The 22832-nt window shown below is 44.2% G+C and carries 18 protein-coding genes; 14 read left to right on the top strand and 4 right to left on the bottom strand.

The genetic code is table 11. The features are described 5' to 3' along the window. Nucleotides 1-77 precede the first annotated feature (77 nt). Complete coding sequence (gene pta, locus IEW76_RS02595) at nucleotides 78-1049, top strand: phosphate acetyltransferase (protein WP_188650648.1); 972 nt, start codon at nucleotides 78-80, stop codon at nucleotides 1047-1049. A gap of 439 nt (nucleotides 1050-1488) precedes the next feature. On the opposite strand, the gene lipL is transcribed toward pta, so the two are convergent. Then, a complete protein-coding gene (lipL, locus tag IEW76_RS02590; protein WP_188650646.1) occupies nucleotides 1489-2331 on the bottom strand; it encodes an octanoyl-[GcvH]:protein N-octanoyltransferase in 843 nt (280 codons plus the stop codon). A gap of 644 nt (nucleotides 2332-2975) precedes the next feature. Here lipL and IEW76_RS02585 point away from each other — a divergent pair. From IEW76_RS02585 to IEW76_RS02575, 3 genes are all read left to right on the top strand, one after another. Next, nucleotides 2976-4271, top strand: coding sequence for an HD domain-containing protein (locus IEW76_RS02585; protein ID WP_188650644.1), 1296 nt, complete (start codon nucleotides 2976-2978; stop codon nucleotides 4269-4271). A gap of 13 nt (nucleotides 4272-4284) precedes the next feature. Continuing rightward, nucleotides 4285-4782, top strand: a complete 498-nt coding sequence (locus tag IEW76_RS02580) for a YwgA family protein (RefSeq protein WP_188650642.1) — start codon at nucleotides 4285-4287, stop codon at nucleotides 4780-4782. 210 nt (nucleotides 4783-4992) lie between these two features. Beyond that, complete coding sequence (locus tag IEW76_RS02575) at nucleotides 4993-5520, top strand: YwhD family protein (RefSeq protein ID WP_188650640.1); 528 nt, start codon at nucleotides 4993-4995, stop codon at nucleotides 5518-5520. A 791-nt stretch (nucleotides 5521-6311) separates the two neighbouring features. Here IEW76_RS02575 and IEW76_RS02570 read toward each other — a convergent pair. Then, nucleotides 6312-8384, bottom strand: a complete 2073-nt coding sequence (locus IEW76_RS02570) for a transglycosylase domain-containing protein (RefSeq protein ID WP_188650638.1) — start codon at nucleotides 8382-8384, stop codon at nucleotides 6312-6314. Nucleotides 8385-8661: 277 nt separating this feature from the next. Between IEW76_RS02570 and speE the strand changes: the two genes are divergently transcribed. The 6 genes from speE (at nucleotide 8662) to IEW76_RS02540 (ending at nucleotide 14851) form a co-directional block, all read left to right on the top strand. Continuing rightward, entirely contained in the window at nucleotides 8662-9489 is an 828-nt protein-coding gene (gene speE / locus IEW76_RS02565) for a polyamine aminopropyltransferase (RefSeq protein ID WP_188650636.1), read from the top strand. Nucleotides 9490-9501: 12 nt separating this feature from the next. Then, complete coding sequence (gene speB / locus IEW76_RS02560; RefSeq protein ID WP_188650634.1) at nucleotides 9502-10374, top strand: agmatinase; 873 nt, start codon at nucleotides 9502-9504, stop codon at nucleotides 10372-10374. Between the two features lie 245 nt (nucleotides 10375-10619). Next, nucleotides 10620-11642: an AimR family lysis-lysogeny pheromone receptor gene (locus IEW76_RS02555; RefSeq protein ID WP_188650632.1), complete on the top strand. Its 1023-nt coding sequence runs from the start codon at nucleotides 10620-10622 to the stop codon at nucleotides 11640-11642. A 504-nt stretch (nucleotides 11643-12146) separates the two neighbouring features. Next, entirely contained in the window at nucleotides 12147-12590 is a 444-nt protein-coding gene (locus IEW76_RS02550) for a YwiB family protein (protein ID WP_188650631.1), read from the top strand. Then, nucleotides 12587-14257: an arginine--tRNA ligase gene (argS, locus tag IEW76_RS02545; RefSeq protein WP_188650629.1), complete on the top strand. Its 1671-nt coding sequence runs from the start codon at nucleotides 12587-12589 to the stop codon at nucleotides 14255-14257. The genes IEW76_RS02550 and argS overlap by 4 nt, the downstream gene beginning before the upstream one ends. Before the next feature lie 414 nt (nucleotides 14258-14671). Next, on the top strand, nucleotides 14672-14851 hold the full coding sequence (locus tag IEW76_RS02540; RefSeq protein WP_188650626.1) for a XapX domain-containing protein: 180 nt from the start codon (nucleotides 14672-14674) through the stop codon (nucleotides 14849-14851). On the opposite strand, the gene uvsE is transcribed toward IEW76_RS02540, so the two are convergent. Next, on the bottom strand, nucleotides 14852-15805 hold the full coding sequence (gene uvsE, locus IEW76_RS02535; protein ID WP_188650624.1) for a UV DNA damage repair endonuclease UvsE: 954 nt from the start codon (nucleotides 15803-15805) through the stop codon (nucleotides 14852-14854). It lies immediately after the preceding gene. Between the two features lie 15 nt (nucleotides 15806-15820). Next, nucleotides 15821-17011 carry a cardiolipin synthase gene (cls, locus tag IEW76_RS02530; RefSeq protein ID WP_188650623.1) on the bottom strand — a complete coding sequence of 397 codons (1191 nt, stop codon included), beginning with the start codon at nucleotides 17009-17011 and terminating at the stop codon, nucleotides 15821-15823. Between the two features lie 226 nt (nucleotides 17012-17237). Here cls and IEW76_RS02525 point away from each other — a divergent pair, with 226 nt between their 5' ends. The 4 genes from IEW76_RS02525 (at nucleotide 17238) to IEW76_RS02510 (ending at nucleotide 22823) form a co-directional block, all read left to right on the top strand. Further along, the gene (locus tag IEW76_RS02525; protein ID WP_188650621.1) at nucleotides 17238-19364 is read left to right on the top strand and encodes a (Fe-S)-binding protein; all 2127 of its coding nucleotides are present in this window, start codon (nucleotides 17238-17240) and stop codon (nucleotides 19362-19364) included. A gap of 245 nt (nucleotides 19365-19609) precedes the next feature. Beyond that, complete coding sequence (locus tag IEW76_RS02520; RefSeq protein ID WP_188650618.1) at nucleotides 19610-20797, top strand: acetyl-CoA C-acetyltransferase; 1188 nt, start codon at nucleotides 19610-19612, stop codon at nucleotides 20795-20797. A 20-nt stretch (nucleotides 20798-20817) separates the two neighbouring features. Next, a complete protein-coding gene (locus IEW76_RS02515; protein WP_188650616.1) occupies nucleotides 20818-21669 on the top strand; it encodes a 3-hydroxybutyryl-CoA dehydrogenase in 852 nt (283 codons plus the stop codon). Nucleotides 21670-21680: 11 nt separating this feature from the next. Beyond that, entirely contained in the window at nucleotides 21681-22823 is a 1143-nt protein-coding gene (locus IEW76_RS02510) for an acyl-CoA dehydrogenase (RefSeq protein WP_188650614.1), read from the top strand. Nucleotides 22824-22832 lie beyond the last annotated feature (9 nt).

The raw sequence follows: 22832 nt of genomic DNA, 5'->3' as shown, positions 1-22832 counted from the left end.
TGGTTTCCTCTTTCCTTTCAATTGCACACAAAAAGATTTATCATATAGTACAGATATGAACTTGGAGGGATAACATTATGAGTAACTTGTTCGACTCTTTACGAGATAAATTATCAAATACAACGAAGCGTATCGTGCTTCCAGAGGGTTCTGATGAGCGTATTTTAGAAGCGGCATCTAAGCTCGCTCAAGAAGGTGCTGTTACACCTGTACTAGTAGGTAACCCTGATGAATTGAAACAGAAGGCATCAGATTTAAACTTGGATCTTGGAAATGCTGACATTTTAGATCCAAATAATTATAGCCAATTTGACGCAATGGTAGCGAGCTTCGTTGAACGTCGTAAAGGAAAAGCGACAGAAGAGAAAGCACGCGAAATTCTTAAAGATGAAAATTACTTCGGTACAATGCTTGTTTACATGGGAGAAGCAGACGGCCTAGTAAGTGGCGCGGCTCACTCTACTGCAGACACAGTACGCCCAGCTCTTCAAATTATTAAAACAAAACCAGGCATCAAGAAAACATCTGGTATCTTCATCATGGTAAAAGACGAAGAGAAGTACGCTTTTGCAGATTGTGCAATCAATATCTCTCCTGACAGCCAGGATCTAGCAGAGATCGCTCTAGCAAGTGCGGACACAGCGAAACTGTTCGATATCGACCCACGTGTTGCAATGCTTAGCTTCTCAACAAAAGGTTCTGCACAATCTCCAGAAACAGAGAAAGTGACAGAAGCTGTTAAAATCGCGAAAGAACAAAACCCTGAGCTTGCACTTGATGGAGAATTCCAATTCGACGCTGCATTCGTTCCATCTGTTGCAGAGAAGAAAGCACCAGGCTCTGAGCTTAATGGAGACGCGAACGTATTCGTATTCCCAAGCTTAGAAGCAGGAAACATCGGTTACAAGATCGCACAACGCATGGGCGGATTCGACGCAGTTGGCCCAGTTCTTCAAGGACTAAACCAACCCGTAAACGACCTATCCCGCGGCTGTAGCGCAGACGATGTGTACAAGCTATCTCTAATCACAGCAGCACAGTCTCTATAATTTAATATTCATTACTAAAGAAGGAAGTCAAATTGGCTTCCTTTTTTTATTTGTTTAGGAAGGTTCGTTACGGTAAAAGTACTCCAGCCAGCCCACCTCATAAATATATGAACGATCTTCAACCCAGAATAATAGAGCGCTCTCGCTTCATATAGGTTGTTTCCGTTTTTCTCATTTGGCAAAGGTGGTCGTGGAAAATGCGAGACTCCCGTGGAAAAACGGGCTTCCGAGATCCCGCAGAGAGCGTAGCGAACGAGGAAGCTCGGGATATAAAAGAAGAAGTTCGACTAAGACCGTCACGTCCTGTGACAACGTCGAACGACCCCACATCGTGTGGGGCCACAGGAAAGCGAGTGTTTTCCAGGACCACCTTTCACTCTACCTTGGAACGGAAACGCACCAATTCCCCAAATTTGAAACAGAAAAGCACTGCGAGCCCTTATTTAAGGGAGCGCAGTGCTTTCTCGTTGCGGGCAACCATTTGATCAAACCGTTTATCAAACCAGCCCATTTCTGTATCATCCAAGGGACTTGTATCAACATGTCCGCTTAGGTTATAGAGAAGGTACAGAATTCGATTTCGTACATCTTGAACAGTAAGCTCTTTCCCGAATAATTCAGATAGGGAAGCCATCGTCTCAGGTTCAATAGTAGGATAATCGAATGTGGTCTCTTGATCGTTTATGCCAATTTCATAAAACTGGCGGATAAGTTCTGCCCGATCAGAGCCGCTTCCTTCTACACATAAATAGATCTGGACAGCGCTACCGTTTTTGACACGTCTCTGAGAGATGCCGGCAAATTTCTTCCCATTAATACTTAAATCATACGTACCAGGGCAATAAGAGCCTTTAATTTCAAAAGCTTCAATCGGAAATCCTTCTTCTTCAAACAGTTTCTGAATAAACGAAACCATGGCTTCATAACCGTCGTGAATATCAACCTGCTTCGCATCGGGGAAAATAAAGGATAGGTTGAGAACCCCTGCATCAAGTGCCACAGCTAAACCGCCCGAATTTCTGACAATCGCTTGATATCCTTTTTCACTCAAGAAACTCAAACCTTCATCAATGGAAGGAAGGCGAGCATCAGGAATCCCCAACACAACCGTTTGGTGATGCACCCACAAACGAGCCGTCACCGGAGAGCGCCCCTGACCAACACTCATCGCTAACGCATCATCCGTTGCAAACGACTGAAGCGCAGAGAAAGTAGGCCCAAGCTCACTTTGATCTATAAATCGATAGGAGTTGGTTTGTAATAGTTCATGAATCTCTTGCATGATCGGTCTCCTTTACGTGCTAAACTAACAGACCTATTATACCAAAAATCCACCCACATGCATCATCAAGACTCGAAGCTGAGAGAATGTTTCCGTTTACTTTCATCTGAGCGTAGGTGGTTCGGGAAATCACTCGCTTTCCGCGGCGAGCTGGGAAGCCTCCTCGTTCGCTAGCGCTCTCTGCGGGGTCTCCCCTAGGCTCCTACTGCCGCAGGAGTCTCGCAATTTCCCGAACCACCTTGCCATATATGGGGATAACGGAAACATACCATATTTGGAAATCCCGCAACTCTTACCACCCTGAAGATGCGGGGCCGTTCGTATAACTATAGCCAGGGGTGACTGGGGAACGGGGAGACTCCTGCGGGAGAAAGAGGTCGACGAGACCCCGCAGGGTGGTCTTCCCGAGGAGGCTCGACAGCTCGCCCGCGGAAAGCGAGTCGTTCCCCAGACACCCCAATCACTCAACAAACGTAACGGCCTCTCCTCATAAATATATCGATTCGACATATTACGGGGTTGTTCATGGTGGAGGTAGCATCTAGAATGGGTAGAGGACAAAAGATCGCCAGAATGCTTTATGAATTGGAAATTATCGTATATAATAGAACAAATATTGTCGGGAATAGGAAGGGCAGAATGTTATGGCGTATAAAGACGAAAAATTACACGAAGAAAAAGTATTTAAAGACCCTGTTCATCGGTATGTACACGTTCGAGATCGCGTCATTTGGGACCTGATCGGGACTCCTGAATTCCAGCGCCTTCGACGAGTAAAGCAACTCGGGACGTCCTATACAACCTTCCACGGGGCCGAACATAGTCGCTTTAATCATTCACTAGGGGTTTATGAAATCGTTCGCCGTATCATTAATAATTTTGAAAACCGACCAAATTGGAATGAAGATGAACGCTTATTATGTCTGGCCGCAGCGCTCCTCCATGATTTGGGACATGGCCCATTTTCCCATAGCTTTGAGAAAGTTTTTAAGCTTGATCATGAAGATTTTACAAGAAAGATTATTCTTGGGGACACTGGGGTAAACGCCATATTAAGAAGAGTGGATTCCAAATTTCCCCACAAAGTGGCAGAAGTGATTAACAAAACGTACGAAAACAAACTTGTTGTGAGTTTAATTTCGAGCCAAATTGACGCGGATCGTATGGACTACTTGCAGCGAGATGCCTATTTTACTGGTGTCAGCTATGGTCACTTTGATATGGAGCGCATACTTCGAGTCATGCGACCGATGGAAGATCAGGTCGTTGTGAAGGAAAGTGGTATGCACGCTGTCGAAGATTATATAATGAGCCGCTATCAGATGTATTGGCAAGTATACTTCCACCCAGTAACAAGAAGTGCGGAAGTCATCCTCACGAAGATTTTACATAGAGCGAAAGAATTGTATGAAAACGAGTACTCGTTCTACCTGGAGCCTTATCACTTCACGTCCTTTTTTGCAGGTGATGTGGACCTTCAGGATTATTTGAAGTTAGATGAAAATGTTGTCATGTATTACTTCCAAATTTGGAAAGATGAGATAGACCCGGTTTTAAGCGATCTGTGTAAACGCTTTGTGGATCGTCATTTATTCAAATACGTTGAATTCAATCCAAACCAGCAAATGAGTGAATGGATGGAATTGCATAAGCTTTTCCAAAAAGCAGGCATTGATCCTGACTACTATCTCGTAGTAGACTCCTCGTCGGACCTTCCTTATGACTTTTATCGTCCTGGGGAAGAAGGGGAACGTTTACCGATTCACTTATTGCGACCAAACGGAGAATTAAAAGAGTTGTCAAGACAGTCAGACATCGTAGAATCCATTTCAGGAAAGAAACGTACAGATCACAAGCTATATTTCCCTAAAGATCTTATTGAAGGGTTATCCAATCGGAGTAAAACGAAGAAACGTATTTTGGAAATCTTGTACGGATAGGAGATGAGCCGTTGTGTTAAATAATCACGCCAAGCTGGTTCGGTTTTTTTCACAATGTGAAGAAGTTGTCGGCCGTAAGCGACTACAGAAAATGATTTATATTTTAAAGAAGGCAGGGTATCCCTTTGAAGAGCGTTATGAGTTCCATTTTTACGGACCGTATTCCGAGGAACTTACGCTACGCGTGGAGGAGTTGTGTAACCTTGGCTTTCTTAATGAGACCCATGAGAAGAAGAGCAACTACCACCAGTATCGCTATAGCTTAACAGAGGGCGGAGAAGAATTTTTAACTCACTATGAGAACATGCCATTTGAGGATATGACTGAGCATATTCACAATATGAACGAAGAAAGCTCCCGTTTCTTGGAGCTGGTTTCAACGATGCTTTACTTTGATCAACTCTCGCGCGATGAATGCGAGGAGAAAGTCAGAGCCGTAAAGAAAAAGATGAATTATACAGAAGAAGAACTTCAACAAGCCTGGAGCTTTATTGACCGACTTCTCAACTAACCAAACCCTTGCCACCGCAAGGGTCTTTTTTTATGCACTAGAGCACTAAAGGGTGCCAGACACCCTGCAACACACTAAAGTGGTGCAGGGTGTCTGGCACGCGTTGTTGCTTTAGTGTGTTGCTGTGGTTGTGGGAGGTGATGGGGAGTGGGTGGTTGTGTTAGAATAAGGGAATAAATATTTTCGGGTAAGAAGAAGGAGGATCACGCGATGAGTTCAAATGATCAGTCTAATAACAAGAAGAAGAATCAGTTTACAATTTTAAAGGATGACTCAACGGATGGTCATGGTGGTTACGGTGTAGGTTCGGTAAGTTTAGAGAACATGTCGCCTGTTATGATCGATCCAAATGAGGGAGAAGCCTACATTGATATGGGTGCTATGCACGCACGTAGTAAGCTTGAGAGAAGAATCAAGTTTAAGCCAGACCGTGAAATCGCTCCTAACGGGAAGACGTTCTGGATTGTTTGGGTAACCGTTGCTCATAACGAGAATGGCCCTTATTATGCGGGTGTAACCGGCTGTGAAATGGTCATTGATCATGAGACACGCCGCGGCTATAAGTCGCTTCCGGAGCACGTTAACAATATGGATAAATCGCTAAAAGGTAAATTGGTCGTAGAGAACATGGATGATCCATCAAAGCAGCTCCTAGGAGACTTTTTACGTTCTCACAATGCAGATATGTGGGCGAATTCTTCTGATGATTTAAAGGCTTCTCTTCCGGCTGAACAGTAAAAAATGTGAATAGTGTTTGAATAATGATTGAAAATCTTGAGTATTTTGATAGAAATTTGTAAAATATGAATCACATGGATACCACACATGTTTATTAGGACACAGAAAAAGGTCGGCCCACACAGCCGACCTTTTTCTATATTTCAGGAACTTCTAATAGTTGGTTTTGATTTTACTATACATAAGCTCCATTATGGAGAAGGCTCGAAGCTAAGATATCTTAGCTGGAAGGGGCCGTTACGTTTGATGAGTGCCTGGACTTGCTCGGGGACAACTCGCTTTCCTGCGGGGAGCTGGGAAGTCTCCTCGTTCGCTTGCGCTCTCTGTGGGGTCTTCCCTAGATTTAAAGTGCAGGAGTGGTGCCTAGGACCGTACGGATAAGTCAGCTTTTTGGAAAAGGCGATCAGCCTTTGTAAAAAAGCTGACTTATCTCGCTAGGTCCTCCACTCCGGAACTGGATAGGCTCCTTTTCCCGCGGGAGTCTCGCAGTCCCCGAGCAAGCCCTTACGTTAATTAGGTTAACGGCCCCACGGTCACACCAAGTAATCTTTTTCCTCATATGACTTGTTTCCGTTCACCCTAATATGGAAAAGGTGGGCCTGGAAATTGCGAGACTCCTGTGGGAGAAAGAGGTCGACGAGACCCCGCAGGGTGGTTTTCCCGAGGAGGCTCGACAGCTCGCCCACGGAAAGCGAGTGATTTCCAGGCCCACCTTACGCTCCATTAAAGCTGACGGAAACCTCTGTCCATCTACCGCAAAACATCTCTAGCTCAGTTTCAATAGAGCAATATTAAAAGAATAAATCGTAAAGCCAACTCTTCTTTTCTTTCTCTTTTTCAGAGTCTGGCGGATTCGGTAATCTTCCTTCAGGAGAATCCCCTGGGAAGTGGTGTTCACAATACGTCGTTGGCTCAGACCCTTTCTCAAAATAAGCGAGTCGTTGATGAGGGCAATACGGAGTAGCTAACTGACCACTATCTGGATCAATATACACACCGACTACATCATCTGTAGGAGAGAAGGTCTTGTATGGACGATCTTTGTGGACCGATTCCATATACGAAGCCCATATCTCTTTGGCGTACTGGTGGTCAACAATCTTTGTGATTGGTTTATTCTCATCGTATCCTGTCCAAATCCCTGTTGCTACTTGAGGACTGAACCCAATCATCCAACTATCTGTGTTGGTCGTTCCTGACTTTCCAGCATACGTACGCGTTAATTGGTCCGCTATTGAAGAACCTGTTACCGTCATATAATCATTTAGTGATTCATCAAACATGCCAGTCATTAGATGAGATAACACAAACGCTTTATCCCTGTCGATTACTTGCTTTTCTTTTCCTTTTTTACGTTCATAAACAACATGTCCATAAGCGTCCGTGATCTTCTCGATGGTATGTGGCTTCACTTCAGCGCCACCATTGGCGAACACGCTGTAAGCTCCGACCATTTCTTGCACAGAAACAGAAGCAGTACCGAGTGCGAGAGAAGGGACAGCTGGGAGATCACTCGAGATCCCCATACGTTTTGCTGTCTCAACGAGTGTCTCTTCACCAAGGAAAACATTTGTTTTAACCGCGTACACATTATCCGAAAGGGCAATGGCCTGAGCTAACGTAATAGGCTCATAGGCGTAGTAACCCATATAATTACTTGGTTCATAAACGGATCCATCTTCTAATTCAAAGTATGTCGGTTTACTTAATAAGGTTGTGGCAGGTGTGTAACCATTCTCTAGCGCTGCATAGTAGAGGAATGGTTTGAAAGTAGACCCAGGCATCCGCTTGGCTTGCACGGCACGGTTATAAGGACTTTCCGTGTAAGACCGCCCCCCGACCATTGCAAGAATCCCACCTGTTTCTGGATGAATACTGACCGCGCCGATTTGAATGTCTGATTTAGGATCTATTTTTTCTTCAACCGTCTTCTCTAATTCTTCCTGCATCGGAATTTTCAAGCTTGTGTATATATGAAATCCCCCAGATCGAATCGACTCAGCGTCTAGCTCAAGTATTCTCGACGCCTCTTGCATAACGCGATCCTGGAAGTAAGGAGCCACCTGAGCCACAACCGTCTCGGATTGAGGAGCTAACTTAATCGATTGTTGTGAAGCCGTCACATATTGATCTTCAGTTATCACGTTGTTCTCTTTCATATTGTGTAAAATCAAAGACTGTCTTGCTTTTGCATTCTCAAGATTTGCATATGGAGAATAGTAAGAAGGCCCCTTAGGAATGGATGTAAGAAGGGCGGCCTCGGCTAAAGTAATTTCATCAGCGTGTTTGTCAAAATAATACCGACTAGCAGCTTCAATACCGTAAGCCCCGTGACCATAGTAAATGGTGTTTAAGTATCCTTCTAAGATCTTATCTTTCTCATAAAACATTTCTAAACGGGCTGCATAAAGTGCTTCCTTAATCTTACGCGTCCATGTTTTTTCATGTGATAAGTACAAATTCCTGGCATATTGCTGTGTAATGGTGCTGGCTCCTTGAACCTTCGCCATGGCTTTTATATCCTGAATGACAGCTGCTACAATTCGTTTTACGTCAAATCCGAAGTGATCGTAAAAACGTTTATCTTCTGTTAAAAGGGTGGCTTGGATAAAAGCAGGACTCATTTCCTCAAGCTCAACCCAATAGCGATTCTCCCCGCCATGCTCTTCTCCAATAATACGCTTATCCTGGGCGTAAAAAATCGTATTCTGCTCATTATTCAATGGTGGAGGCCCTGCGATATAGCAATACAAAAGAACTCCTATTAAACTTGTAACAAAAAGCGTAATAAGAGATGCAGTCGTTAGACTAATCCACTTTAATGGTTTATTTTCAAATAGAATTTGAGGTATTCGTAGTTTCATGGAACGATCTCCCCTTATAAATAGACGAACCTATTATTACAATCAGTATGGGTTAGGGGAGGCCGTTTTAAACATTGGCTTGAAAGACAGGGTAAAAAAGACTTGATTTTTTCCTGGGCTTCTCTATAATTTGATTGTTTGAAAGGTTTTCATCCGTGCAAGATAAATGAAGAAGGTACAACTGGAAAACGCATCGAATGGTATAATGTTAGGGACATTTTGATAATCGAACTTTAATAAAAAAAGACAACGCGATTCGCGAAGGGAGTATGAATACATGAGTATTTGGTATACAGAGAAGCAAACAGAAAACTTCGGCATTACAGCGAAGATTAATAAAACACATCATACAGAACAGACGGAATTTCAAGATTTAGCAATGCTAGAGACAGAAGAGTGGGGCAATATGCTAACCCTTGATGATATGGTGATGACAACGGAACGAGATGAGTTCGTCTATCACGAAATGGTGGCACACGTCCCATTATTTACTCACCCAAATCCGAAGCACGTTTTGGTTGTAGGTGGAGGCGACGGCGGAGTCATTCGTGAAGTATTGAAGCACCCAAGTGTTGAGAAAGCAACGCTTGTAGAGATTGATGGGAAAGTCATCGAGTACTCTAAACAGTACCTTCCTTCGATCGCAGGCGCGCTTGATGATCCTCGTGTGGAAGTGAAAGTGGATGACGGTTTTATGCACATTGCAAAGAGTGAAGGTGCTTATGACGTCATTATGGTAGATTCAACAGAACCAGTTGGACCTGCGGTGAACTTGTTCACGAAAGGATTCTACTCAGGCATTTCGAATGCATTAAAAGAAGACGGAATCTTTGTTGCACAAACGGACAACCCTTGGTTTAAAGCTGACTTAATTCAGCAGGTTATGGGTGATGTACGTGAAATCTTCCCGATTACTCGTCTATATACGGCTAATATTCCTACGTACCCAAGCGGATTATGGACGTTTACAATAGGAAGTAAAACACACGACCCGCTAGAAGTGAGTGAAGAGCGCTTCCACGAAATCGATACAAAATATTATACAAAAGAGCTTCACAAAGCGGCCTTTGTGCTTCCGAAGTTCGTCCAAGACTTAACGAAATAAAGGGGAGATACGATGCGCTTTGATGAAGCCTATTCAGGTAAAGTATTTATTATGAGCCGACCAACAGTGGAAGAGTCGGACGTTATTTTATATGGAATGCCAATGGACTGGACGGTTAGCTTTCGCCCAGGTTCTCGCTTCGGACCGAACCGAATCCGCGAAGCATCGCTTGGTCTAGAAGAATATAGCCCCTATGTCGATAAGCACCTAGAAGAGGTCACGTACTTTGATGCTGGCGATATTCCATTGCCTTTTGGAAATCCACAACGTAGCCTGGATATGATTCAGGATTATGTAACGAAGATTCTTGATCAAGGGAAATTCCCGCTCGGTATGGGCGGAGAGCACCTAGTAACATGGCCAATCATTCAAGCCGTTCACAAAAAGTACAACGATATGGCTTTGATCCACATTGATGCTCATGCGGATCTTCGTGAAGAATACGAAGGAGAAGCTCTATCCCATTCGACTCCTGTGCGAAAGATTTGTAATTTGATAGGTCCTGAGAATGTCTATTCATTTGGGATTCGCTCAGGCATGCGTGAAGAATTCCAGTATGCAAAAGAAAGCGGTATGCATATGGCAAAGTTCGATGTTGTGGAGCCTTTAAAGAAAGTCATCCCGACGCTTGCAGGCCGAGATGTATATGTAACGATTGATATCGACGTACTCGACCCAGCCTATGCACCAGGAACAGGAACCGCAGAAGCAGGAGGCATTTCTTCGAAGGAGCTGCTAGAAGCCATTCACATGATTGCAGATTCAGACATCAATGTAATCGGCGCAGACCTTGTAGAAGTCGCACCAGCCTATGACCCATCTGAACAAACCCAAATCACAGCAAGCAAAATGATTCGCGAAATCCTCCTCGGATGGACCAAATAAAAAACCAAATCCCCTTCCCTAACAAGAGAAGGGGATTTTTCACACTCACAACTTTACCCAACTAAAGCGTGCCAGACACCCTGCTTCACTTCACCGCAATAAAGGGTGTCTGGCACGCAGTTATACTGTACAGTAGTAAAGCGCGCTTTTTTCTTGATAGTCTGTTCGATTTGTGAAAAAATGGTTTTTGTGCAAACGTTCGTAAGGCAACAGCTGAGGTAGACGCCGATAAAGGAAGTGGAGATGTGGATGAGAGTATAAATGTTGAAGCCATTATTAGCCCTTTTCAAAAGCCGGAAGAGGCGCCGATTTTTGCTGTATATAAAATCCTGTCGCGTCAGTATGATAGAGCCCAAGTGCTAGAATACATGACGCATTTTTGTTTAACGTCGCAAAGTGAAGAAAACCAGCGTAAAGGCTTAGAGTTCTTGTATATTATAGGGGCTCATGAGGACTGCGGGAAGCTAATAAAGATCAACGAAGCCAGCTCGAACCCTTTGAATCAGCAGTGGGGACAGGTTTACAGAATCGTATTAGAACGAAAGACACATTATAATGACCCCAATGAAATACTGATGGAGCTAGCCCGAATCAAACCACTTAGTAAAGAGATTCACGTTATTATGCTGTTCTTAAAATTGTATGCTCATGTAGATTTAAACCAATATGGCAAGATGGGGAACGATGTAGAAGCGATTACAGAGGAAATGTCACAGGTTCGTGATTCCTTTTTGTTCCTTTGTTATGAGGAGCGGCTGGATGAAGCCTTTTTCGTTTACCACTTCTCCAAGAACGAACTGCTGTTAGGTCGAAAATACGCTTTCAAAGTATTGAATAAGACATTTAATCAGAGAAAGAAAGCCTTTGTTCATAACCTTTTGGCTATTAGTTATGCACTCGATAGCTATCAACAAGCGATGTATCATGTAAATGAATCATTGCGTATTGCCGAAGAGGCGGGTGACACCCGCTATCTTGAAAGTATAAAAAATCATAACATTCCTTTCGTTTCAGCTTTAAATGGAATTTATGAAGGAATTACAACGAATGATCGATCTGAACAAGCTCACTTAGCGATCGCTAAAGGTGATCGTCAAACCGCGATCAACATACTCGAACCGATTGAAGACCGAAGCCCGTTCCAGAATTATTACTTAGGTAAAGCGAAGAAAGATAAAGAACTTCTTACAAAATCTCACCAAGCCTTTATCCGACAGGGGCATTATCTGTTCGCTAGAATTCCGTTAAGTGAATTGAAGAAGTTATAATTGGAAAATTTTACTGTGAAAGACTCGCTGATGCCGGGTCTTTTTTTATTGAACAGTTTCCTTGTGGGGGAGAGCGTCGGGAAGCTGGGGGAAAGTGTCGGAACGTGGGCGGATAGTGTCCGGATGAGGGGAGGAGTGTCTGGATGAGAGGTTGAAGAGTCCGGACGAGAGCCGAAAGAGTCGGAACGAGCGCTAAGAGTGTCCGGACAAAAGACAAAAGTGTCTAAATGCGCGCCAAAAGTGTCGAGACGCACAATAAAAGTGTCCAGACTCCGCCCCCTTGCGCTTTTCTGGATCTAGCTCCGGCGGGGAAGGGCTAGCGTGATAAGCAATCTACCTCCAGTCTGCTGCGCAGACCTACGGTAGCTTGCTTATCCGTACGCCCTTGACCACCCCGCCTGCGCTTTTCTAGTAATCATCTATTGAGTTTTTCGTCTGGAATTCTTATAATGGTTAAGTTAAGAAGATCGGGATTGACGACTGGTTAGAAAGAAGAGGTGACGTATGATGGCGGAGGATCGTACTCTTGTACGTGTTCGACTAGAGACTGAGATTAAAGATGAGGATCAGAAGCAAAACATTGTTGTAGACGAGCCCGGGGATTATGTTCAGAAAGGGGATGCTCACATTATTCGTTTCACAGAGAAGACAGAGGATGAGGCGAAAGTGGACAACCTTGTAACGATTCATCCGGACAAAGTCATCATTCGTCGGACGGGTCCTATACGAATGAATCAGGTATTCCGTGAGAAACAAAGTACGGAAAGTGTGTATCATCATCAGTACGGAAAGTTTCACCTGCAAACCACAACGAAAACGATATCCTTCGAAGAATCTAATGACGTCTTGAAGGGCATGCTGAAAATAAATTACGACTTAGAAGTGAACGGACAACAGAAACAACGTCATCGTTTATCCTTACGATTTAAAGAGGAGGGCCAATCATGAATATTGTTGAACAAACGGAACAAAAGTTAAAGAATGAGATTATTCAAGCCGTATTGAAAGCCGAATTAGCAAGTGAAAGTGAATTACCCCCTGTTGTGTTAGAAACGCCGAAAGATAAGAGTCACGGCGACTATGCGACGAACATGGCGATGCAGCTAGCTCGTGTTGCACGTAAAGCGCCACGTCAGATTGCAGAAGATATTGTGGCGAATTTTGACCAATCGAAAGCATCGATTAAACAAATGGAGATTGCAGGTCCTGGTTTCATTAACTTCTTTATGGACAATCAGTACCTAACAGACCTTGTCCCAACCATCCTGAAAGCAGGCGAAAGCTATGGTTCTAGTCAGGTTGGAAACGGCCACAAGATTCAAGTAGAGTTTGTATCCGCAAACCCAACAGGTGATCTACACCTTGGCCACGCGCGTGGTGCCTCTGTAGGGGATGCGCTTTGCAACATCCTAGACAAAGCAGGATACAATGTGACTCGCGAATACTATATTAACGACGCCGGTAACCAGATCAACAACCTGGCTACATCCATGGAAGCCCGCTACATGCAAGCGCTTGGCGAAGATTTCCCAATGCCTGAAGACGGGTACAACGGGAAAGATATTATCGAGCTTGGTAACAGCCTTGTAGAGGAATATGGCGACAAGTGGAAGCACACATCAGAAGATGAGCGTCTGAAGTTCTTCCGCGAATACGGGTTGAAATATGAACTGAAGAAAATCGAAGACGACTTAGCGATGTACCGCGTTCCGTTCGATGAGTGGTTCTCTGAAACATCTCTATACGATTCTGGAAAAGTCCAACAAGCCGTTGAAACGTTAAAGGAAAAAGGCTATGTTTACGAACAAGACGGAGCAACATGGTTCCGCACAACAGACTTTGGTGATGATAAAGACCGCGTTCTTATTAAAAATGACGGCAGCTACACGTACCTGACTCCAGACATCGCTTATCACCAAAATAAATTAGAGCGTGGCTACGAAACACTCATTAACATTTGGGGAGCAGACCACCATGGCTACATCCCTCGTATGAAAGCAGCGATCCAAGCTCTTGGGAATGATGAGGGTACACTTGAAGTGGAAATCATTCAAATGGTGAACTTGTTCCAAGACGGTGAAAAAGTGAAAATGAGTAAGCGTACAGGGAAAGCTGTCACTCTACGTGAACTAATGGATGAAGTCGGAATCGACGCAATGCGTTATTTCTTCAGCATGCGCTCTAGTGATTCTCACCTTGATTTTGATATGGACTTAGCGAAATCTGAGTCAAACGATAACCCAGTTTATTACGTTCAGTATGCGCACGCACGTATTTGCAGCATGCTTCGTTCTGCGAAAGAGAAAGGCTTCGAATTCACTCAAGAAATCGATGGCACACATCTTTCTTCAGAAAAAGAAGAAGCGCTATTGAAGCGTCTTGGCGACTTCCCACAACTAGTGGCTGATTCTGCTGAGAAGCGCATGCCACACCGCGTGACGCAGTATGTGTTCGACTTAGCATCTGACTTACACAGCTTCTACAACGCAGAGAAAGTGTTAGATACAGAACAAGTAGAACGCACACAAGCACGTATGGCGCTTATGGAAGCAACTCGCCAAACAATCGAAAACGCACTGAAACTAATTGGAGTATCCGCTCCAGAAAGAATGTAAGTGTACGGAAAAAAGGGATCTTCATGGAGAAGATCCCTTTTTTTAATATGGCTCTGTTAGTATTTATTATTGAATTTCATTTAATCTATATAAGCCCCTTATGAAGGCTCGAAGCTGAGAGAATGTTTCCGTTTGCTTTAATTGAGTGTAAGGTGGGCCTGGAGACCGCTCGCTTTCCTGTGGGAACTAGACCGGCTCTTTTTCCCACGGGAGGCTCGACAGCTCGCCTGCGGAAAGCGAGTCGTTCCCCAGACCCCCTAGCTCTCAATAAACGCGAACGGCCTAAAATCAAATAAAGTGTCTCGGCTATAACAAAGCTTTTAATAGAGACAACGATGCACAAATCATCTTGATAACGAACTGGAAAAAAGACTATACTAAAACCAACTTATAACAACAAAGGGGCACGTCGTTATGAAAGTAATCTTTCTTTCCATTATTACAGGATTTTTAGTTGGCTTCATATTTGCTCTTTTTAAACTGCCCATACCAGCGCCACCGGCCTTAGCAGGTGTAACAGGCATTGTAGGGATTTACCTGGGCTTTAAAGCCTATGAGCAGGTAAGTCCATTAATCGAATCTTGGTTCAAATAATCAAAACTCGATCTCACCACCACGTACACGTTTCACGCCACGGATCGCACTCAGATCTTCTATAATCTGGAGGAGGGCGCGATCTTTTTCTTTTGCTTCAATCATCACATCAAGAACGTCTGTCTCTTTCTTGCACGCTTTTAAAAACGGAAGTGCATATTCTGGATCAACGAAGTCCGCATGAGCCCGGTACTTCTCAGTTGATTTAGGTGAAGATATGTGAACTTTAGGCGGATAGCCAGTACCTGACCAGGTCTGAAACAAACGAGGGAGGAGAGATTCGTAATTCTCCTTGCCTGGATTCGCCATTTCATGGTGATAGTCAAACATAACAGGAAGTCCAGCTTGCTCGGCAGCTTCGAGCGTCTCCGAGGTCGTATACGTTTTATCATCATTTTCAATCGTCATCCGTTTACGAACTTCATCTGGCATCTCATATATATTTTGATGGAATCGCTCTAAAGCAGACGTTTTATCCCCGTAGGCTCCACCGATATGGATATTAATAAACCCTTCTTCCTCAAGACCCATCGCTTCAAGCATTTTATAGTGGTACACCATGTCGGTTACAGCATTTTCGGTGACGTGTGGTTTGTCACTTGTAAATACCGTAAACTGATTCGGGTGAAAGCTAATCCGCTGACCACTTGCTCTTACAATATCACCAATCTCTTTCCAATCTTTTTTAAAAGGGGTGACGAAATCCCATGCTACTTCAGGATGAGTAGCCAAGGGGACGATGGATGAGGAGAATCGGTAAAGCGGGATTTCAGCTGCTCTGCTAAACCAGAGTGCACGCTTCGTATGGTATAAATTTTTAGCTGTAACCTCTAAAAGTTTATCTTTGCGCTCCTCTTTAGTCATGGCTGAATAGCGTTTAAATGTTAAAGTCTTAGCAGGGACCGCCTCCCACAGAGACAGCGTGTGGGAAACAAATCCAAAGCGTATGCGCATGAATGTCATCCTTTCTTATAGTAGGGGGCGGAAAAAGCGAGCGATTCCTATTTTAATTTTAGTTCGAATGGTAAAGAGTTGGATCAAATGATCGTTGAGAGGTTCGCTGTCTTGTACATCTTTTAAAAAGGCCAAGCGCAAATCCATCACAAAACGCGGGTTATGAATAATCGTGTTGACTTCTTTATTTAAGAACAGACTTCTGCGGTCAAAGTTCGCTGTTCCGATATCACATAACTGTTGATCCACAATAACCACTTTTGCGTGATAGAAACCCTGATCAAACATATACACCTCGCCACCTGCATCGATGAGGCGCATCATATAAGGAAGACCTGCTTCTTTCACAAGCGGGTGATCGGCCTTCATAGGCACAATCACTTTTACATTCACACCGCGCTCTAAAGCATCAGTCAGGCATTTAAACAAACGTTCACTCGGAATGAAATAAGGCGTACCAATAAATACTTCCTCTTTCGCCTGACAGATTAAGCTTTCAAAGACATCTTCAAGCTGTACACCATCTGTTGCGGCAATTTCAATCCATTTCTCTCCTTCAGTTTCAGTAGGGACAGGCTCTTCATCATGATGCCCCGTCGCTAGGTACCAGTCATCGAAAAAAGTAGATTGAAGGTGCTGTACAATATCTCCGAGTAATCGAAGGTGGTAATCTCGCCAGTTGCCAAGTTCAGCATCCTTGCCTAAATATTCACGCCCGACATTAAATCCTCCTATGTACCCTACATCACCATCAATAATCGTAATCTTGCGGTGATTTCTTCGTTGTGAGCGGTAGAAGAAATACGGAAATTTTGGCTTTTCGCTAAAGGCAAACTCGACCCCTGATTGATTTAATTCCTTAATGACTTTGGAATTAATGCGATAGCTGCCAATCCGATCAAGGAGTAATCGAACTTGAAGACCTTCTTCTGCCTTTTGCTTTAAAATCTCCAATAGTTCCCGGCTGATTTCATCGGTCTTAATGATAAAGAACATCATATCAATCTTCTTTTTAGCGTGTCTTAGATCTTGGAAGAGGTCTTCAAACAAAGGATCTCCGGCGGTGTATATTTGATAATCACCTGTAGTGCTTTCAAAATCGAGAAAGCGTACGTTTTTTCGGTGATTTTTTTTACCTAAAGAGAAATCCAATAATAGCAAACCGATTAATAAAAGAATAGCTACAATAATATATATAAAGATCATAAACGGAGAGAAGCTCCTTTCAAGGCTTTCAGATATGTAAGCATACTTTTATCTTTCCCTGAATTATATAAAATTGAACATAAATAAGATGGAAAGATGTTGACTGAATGTTCATTCATTCTGTAATATAAAGATATAGATGTCAGAATATTTTTGTTGTTTTCGTTTTTAAGGGGTTAGGAGAAGGAAAAAGGAAACACGCATATAAACAAAGGGGGCGCAGTGAATGGATTTACTGTTGTTAAATTGGATTATGTTCTTAATTGTAACCGCTTACGGTTTGTATTTGTTTGTACGAGTTGTTAGAACGCGCATTGCCTACATTCAACTTGGCAAGAAAATGGACTTTGACCTGCAATTAACAGAACGTCTCAAGGATATTATGGTCTACGTGTTCGGACAGAAGAAGTTGTTAAAAGATAAGAAATCAGGCGCTATTCACGTCATGATGTTTTATGGATTTATTTTAGTTCAATTTGGTGCCATTGACTTTATTATTAAAGGTCTTAGTGAAGAAGGTCATTTGCCGCTTGGACCGCTTTATCCTGGCTTTACATTCTTCCAGGAACTTGTGACCTTAACCATTATTACAGCGGTGGTGTGGGCGTTTTATCGTCGTTACATCGAGAAGCTCGTTCGTCTGAAACGTGGCTTAAAAGCTGGTCTGGTTCTAATCTTTATCGGAACATTAATGGTTTCTGTGTTACTTGGTAATGGGATGGAGATTATCTGGCACGGGGAAGAGTTAACATGGTCAGAGCCAGTCGCTTCAGGCATTGCCTTCCTATTTAGCTGGATTGGCGAAACGGCAGCTGCCGCCATATTCTTTATCTCCTGGTGGGTCCACTTATTGATTTTACTTACATTCCTTGTTTACGTACCGCAATCCAAGCACGCTCACTTACTCGCAGGACCGGTGAACGTGTTCATGGCGAAGGACAAACGTGCTGGGAAGCTTGAGAAGATCGACTTCGACATCGAAGGGGAAGATGAAGAAGAAGTCACCTTTGGAGCGGGCAAGATTGAAGACTTTACTTATCTGCAAATGATTGATCTATATGCTTGTGTAGAGTGTGGCCGTTGTACAAATGCTTGTCCTGCAACAGGGACAGGGAAGATGCTGAGCCCGATGGATTTAATCATTAAACTACGTGATCACCTAACAGAAAAAGGAGCTGCCGTAACAGGTCAGTCACCTTGGGTACCGACTTATGCATTCTCGAACACAGACGGGAATCAGTTGGCTCAAATGGCGAAAGCTTCTCAGAATGAAACAGCGGCAAGCTTAGAGAATGTTGAAACATCAAGCCTAATCGGTGATGTCATTACAGAAGAAGAGATCTGGGCTTGTACGACGTGTCGTAACTGTGAAGATCAGTGTCCGGTTATGAATGAACACGTTGATAAGATTATCGACCTTCGTCGTTATCTTGTACTAACGGAAGGTAAGATGGATCAAGATGCTCAACGTGCAATGATGAACATTGAGCGCCAGGGGAACCCATGGGGACTTTCTAAGAAAGAGCGCGAAAACTGGAAGAAAGAGAACGAATCTGTTCGCATCCCTACAGTGAAGGAGCTTCAAAAAGACGGAGAAGAATTTGAGTATCTGTTCTGGGTAAGTTCAATGGGCTCTTACGATAATCGCTCACAAAAAATTGCGATGTCATTTGCTCGCTTGTTAAATGAAGCGGGTGTGAAATTCGCTATACTCGGTAACAAAGAGCGAAACTCAGGGGATACAGCCCGCCGTCTAGGAAACGAATTCTTATTCCAGGACCTTGCTGAGAAGAACATTAAAGAATTTGAGAAAGCAGAAGTGAAGAAGATCGTTACGATCGATCCGCACGCTTATAACGTATTCAAAAATGAGTATCCGGACTTTGGTTTTGAAGCCGAAGTGTACCATCATACAGAACTATTAGCAGAACTTGTGAAAGAAGGTCGCTTACAGCCGAGTCACGAAGTAAAAGAAAAGATTACGTACCATGATTCTTGTTACCTTGGTCGTTATAACGAAGTGTACGAACCACCTCGTGATATCCTGAAGCAAATTCCGGGAGTTGAGGTCGTTGAAATGCAGCGAAATCGCCAAAATGGTATGTGTTGCGGGGCCGGTGGAGGTCTAATGTGGTCAGAAGAGAAGACAGGAAACCGCGTGAATGTAGCCAGAACAGAACAGGCGCTGAAAGTAGAACCAACGACGATCTCTAGTGGTTGTCCGTTCTGCTTAACGATGCTTAGTGACGGAACAAAAGCGAAAGAAGTAGAAGAAGATGTATCAACAGAAGATGTGGCAGAAATCTTAGCTCGTTCCATTTTTGGTTCAGAAAAAGAGGAACAAACGGCTTAATTGTCGAAATAGAGTGACTATAAAGGATGTGTGGCGTCCATTGAACTGGACGCCTCCTCATTCTGTTCATAGTAAGCCTTGGTTAGCGGTTCATTAGGGTCAGGTTCATGGTAGTTGGAGGCCTGTTCCGTTTATTTATGAGTGTATGTTGAACGAGCGTTCAGTCAAGGTGGGACTCCATTGTCGAATGAAGAAAAGTTGTTGGGAATTTTGAAAGCGTTATCAAAAAGAGGGAGGAATAAAGTATGGCGAAGACAGTGATTGTAGCAGGAGCAAGAACACCTTTTGGAAAATTGGGAGGATCGATTAGTTCATTAACAGCCTCACAACTTGGTGGTACGGCGATTAAGGCGACACTAGAGCGAGCGAATTTTAAACCAGAAGACGTGGGCGAAGTGATTATGGGAACGGTTCTTCAAGGTGGGCAAGGGCAGATTCCGTCTCGTCAGGCTGCTCGACACGCTGGCATTCCGTGGGAAGTAAAGACAGAAACCATTAATAAGGTATGTGCATCTGGTATGCGCTCTGTAACGCTTGGCGACCAACTCATTCGCTTAGGAGATGAACAGGTTATTGTGGCCGGAGGTATGGAAAGCATGTCGAACGCACCGTATTTCCTACCGAAAGCACGTTGGGGCTTCCGGATGGGTGACCAGCAAGTGAAAGATATGATGGTGCATGATGGTCTGACTTGTTCATTCGAGGGCGTTCATATGGGGAACTACGGCAACAATACAGCAACGAAGTACGAGGTGAGCCGTGAAGCGCAGGATGAATGGGCTTATCGCTCTCATCAAAGAGCTGTTAAAGCCATGGAAGAAGGCAAGATGGCTGAAGAAATTACTAAAGTTGAAGTTCCACAGCGTAAAGGCGACCCGGTTGTTGTCGACCAGGATGAAGCTCCTCGTAAAGATACGTCCGTTGAGGCTCTAGCGAAATTGCGTCCTGTATTTGATCCAACCGGAACGATCACAGCAGGAAACGCACCTGGTGTGAATGATGGGGCTGGTGCCATGCTTCTCATGTCAGATGAGTATGCAAACGAGAACGGGTACACACCACTTGCTACGGTGATCGGTCACGCAGAAGTGGCAGTTGAAGCAAAAGACTTCCCGGAAACACCGGGACGCGTCATCAATGCTATTTTGGAGAAAACAGGCAAGTCCATTGATGAGATTGATCTATTTGAAGTGAATGAAGCCTTTGCTGCTGTGTCCCTTGCGAGTGGGAAAATTGCTGGATTAGATGAAGAGAAAGTAAACGTAAATGGTGGTGCTGTAGCTTTAGGTCACCCGATTGGAGCGAGTGGAGCGCGCATTATTTTAACCCTTATGTATGAACTGAAGCGTCGGGGAGGCGGAACGGGTATTGCGGCAATTTGTAGCGGTGGTGGCCAAGGCGATGCCATCATGATTGAGGTACCGAAACAGTAAGACGGGGGAGGACACGAGGTATGAATGTGAAAACGATGATGGTTATTGGAGCCGGTCAAATGGGAGCCGGCATCGCCCAGGTCTTTGCGCAGGCTGGGTTTCAAGTGAAATTGAACGACCTTTCTGAAGACGCTCTTCAGAAAGGAAGAAGCGGGATCGAGAAGCGACTCTCCCGAGCAGTTGAGAAAGAACGGATATCTGAAGGGGAAGCATCAGCCACTTTAGAGCGTCTGCAAACAACAACAAAGCTAGAAGATAGCTATGACTGTGACCTTGTGATCGAAGCGGTAGTAGAGAATATGGACGTGAAAACGAATGTGTTTCAAACACTAGATAAACATGCACCATCTCATGCCATCTTAGCTTCTAACACATCTTCTTTACCGATTACTGAAATCGCCGCAGTCACAGAGCGGCCATCTCAAGTTATTGGGATGCACTTTATGAACCCTGTCCCCGTGATGAAGCTTGTTGAAATTATTCGAGCACTGCAAACAAGTGATGAAACCTATGAAGCGATTGAGACAATTACGAAGCAGTTAAGCAAAACACCTGTAGAGGTCAATGACTTCCCAGGCTTTGTCTCAAATCGCGTGTTAATGCCGATGATAAACGAAGCGATTTATACCGTGTATGAAGGCGTGGCCACACCTGAAGCGGTTGATGATGTGATGAAGCTTGGCATGAATCATCCGATGGGTCCGCTTACGCTCGCTGATTTTATCGGCCTTGATACGTGCTTATATATTATGGAAGTACTTCATGAAGGATTCGGCGACAGCAAATACCGGCCATGTCCGCTGCTTCGTCAGTATGTGAAAGCAGGATGGCTTGGCAAGAAGTCCGGACGAGGGTTTTATCAGTACAGCTAGGAGGTTAAATCATGAACCTACAATTTACAGAAGAACAAGAAATGATGCGCAAAATGGTCCGTGACTTTGCCGAACGTGAAGTGGCTCCTGCTGTGGAGCGAATGGAACGAGAAGATCGTTTCTCGACAGAACTCATTGAGAAAATGGGAGAACTCGGGTTGATGGGGGTTCCGATACCTGAGCAATATGGCGGTGCAGGAATGGATTTTACTTCTTATATTATTGCCATTCATGAACTGTCCCGGGTAAGTGGATCGGTTGGTGTCATATTGTCCGTCCACACGTCAGTCGGGACCAATCCGATTCTTTATTTTGGAACAGAAGAGCAAAAGAAAACCTATATTCCAAAGCTTGCAAGCGGAGAATACATCGGCGCCTTCGCTTTAACAGAACCAGGGGCAGGTTCTGATGCCGGTGGACTTCGCACGCGAGCCAAGAAAGACGGCGATTACTACGTGCTGAATGGTTCCAAAGTGTTTATCACAAACGGAACGGATGCCAACACATTTATCGTATTCGCAAGAACTGATCCTGAAGCTGGGTCCAAGGGAATTTCAGCTTTCATCGTAGAGCGAGGAACACCTGGATTTGAAGTCGGTAAGAAAGAAAAGAAGATGGGCATGCACGGGTCAGGTACAGTGCAGCTTAATTTCGACCAGTGCCGCATTCCCGAGAGTCAGCTTTTAGGGGAAGAGGGAGAAGGGTTTAAGATTGCCATGGCCAACCTCGATGTAGGACGCATCGGCATTGCTGCTCAATCTCTCGGCATTTTAGAAGCAGCGGTTGAACAATCTGTTGCCTATGCAAAAGAGCGCGAGCAATTTGGCAAACCGATCGCACAGCAACAAGGTGTTTCATTTAAATTGGCTGATATGGCAACATCTCTTGAGGCTTCCAAACTATTAACCTATCATGCCGCATCTCTTAGATCGATGGGCATTGCTTGTGGCAAAGAGGCTTCTATGGCCAAACGCTACGCTTCAAGTGCAGCAATGGAAGCAAGCATTGAAGCCGTCCAAATTCATGGAGGTTATGGATATACAGAAGATTACGACGTGGAGCGCTTATTCCGCGATGCGAAAGTATGTGAGATTTACGAAGGCACCAACGAGATTCAGCGTATGGTGATTAGCAAACATTTACTAGCTAAGTAACGGAGGGGG

Source organism: Pontibacillus salipaludis (genome assembly GCF_014642405.1).
In the GTDB taxonomy this organism is placed as follows: domain Bacteria; phylum Bacillota; class Bacilli; order Bacillales; family BH030062; genus Pontibacillus; species Pontibacillus salipaludis.
This window is presented reverse-complemented; position numbering and strand designations above follow the sequence as displayed.

What these genes read in the sequence shown, in the direction of transcription:
- IEW76_RS02510 (WP_188650614.1), top strand. Translation starts at nt 21,681, where the DNA reads ATGAACCTACAATTTACAGAAGAACAAGAAATGATGCGCAAAATGGTC.
- uvsE (WP_188650624.1), bottom strand. Translation starts at nt 15,805, where the DNA reads ATGCGCATACGCTTTGGATTTGTTTCCCACACGCTGTCTCTGTGGGAG.
- IEW76_RS02525 (WP_188650621.1), top strand. Translation starts at nt 17,238, where the DNA reads ATGGATTTACTGTTGTTAAATTGGATTATGTTCTTAATTGTAACCGCT.
- IEW76_RS02520 (WP_188650618.1), top strand. Translation starts at nt 19,610, where the DNA reads ATGGCGAAGACAGTGATTGTAGCAGGAGCAAGAACACCTTTTGGAAAA.
- lipL (WP_188650646.1), bottom strand. Translation starts at nt 2,331, where the DNA reads ATGCAAGAGATTCATGAACTATTACAAACCAACTCCTATCGATTTATA.
- IEW76_RS02585 (WP_188650644.1), top strand. Translation starts at nt 2,976, where the DNA reads ATGGCGTATAAAGACGAAAAATTACACGAAGAAAAAGTATTTAAAGAC.
- IEW76_RS02575 (WP_188650640.1), top strand. Translation starts at nt 4,993, where the DNA reads ATGAGTTCAAATGATCAGTCTAATAACAAGAAGAAGAATCAGTTTACA.
- cls (WP_188650623.1), bottom strand. Translation starts at nt 17,011, where the DNA reads ATGATCTTTATATATATTATTGTAGCTATTCTTTTATTAATCGGTTTG.
- pta (WP_188650648.1), top strand. Translation starts at nt 78, where the DNA reads ATGAGTAACTTGTTCGACTCTTTACGAGATAAATTATCAAATACAACG.
- IEW76_RS02515 (WP_188650616.1), top strand. Translation starts at nt 20,818, where the DNA reads ATGAATGTGAAAACGATGATGGTTATTGGAGCCGGTCAAATGGGAGCC.
- argS (WP_188650629.1), top strand. Translation starts at nt 12,587, where the DNA reads ATGAATATTGTTGAACAAACGGAACAAAAGTTAAAGAATGAGATTATT.
- IEW76_RS02540 (WP_188650626.1), top strand. Translation starts at nt 14,672, where the DNA reads ATGAAAGTAATCTTTCTTTCCATTATTACAGGATTTTTAGTTGGCTTC.
- IEW76_RS02570 (WP_188650638.1), bottom strand. Translation starts at nt 8,384, where the DNA reads ATGAAACTACGAATACCTCAAATTCTATTTGAAAATAAACCATTAAAG.
- speE (WP_188650636.1), top strand. Translation starts at nt 8,662, where the DNA reads ATGAGTATTTGGTATACAGAGAAGCAAACAGAAAACTTCGGCATTACA.
- speB (WP_188650634.1), top strand. Translation starts at nt 9,502, where the DNA reads ATGCGCTTTGATGAAGCCTATTCAGGTAAAGTATTTATTATGAGCCGA.
- IEW76_RS02550 (WP_188650631.1), top strand. Translation starts at nt 12,147, where the DNA reads ATGATGGCGGAGGATCGTACTCTTGTACGTGTTCGACTAGAGACTGAG.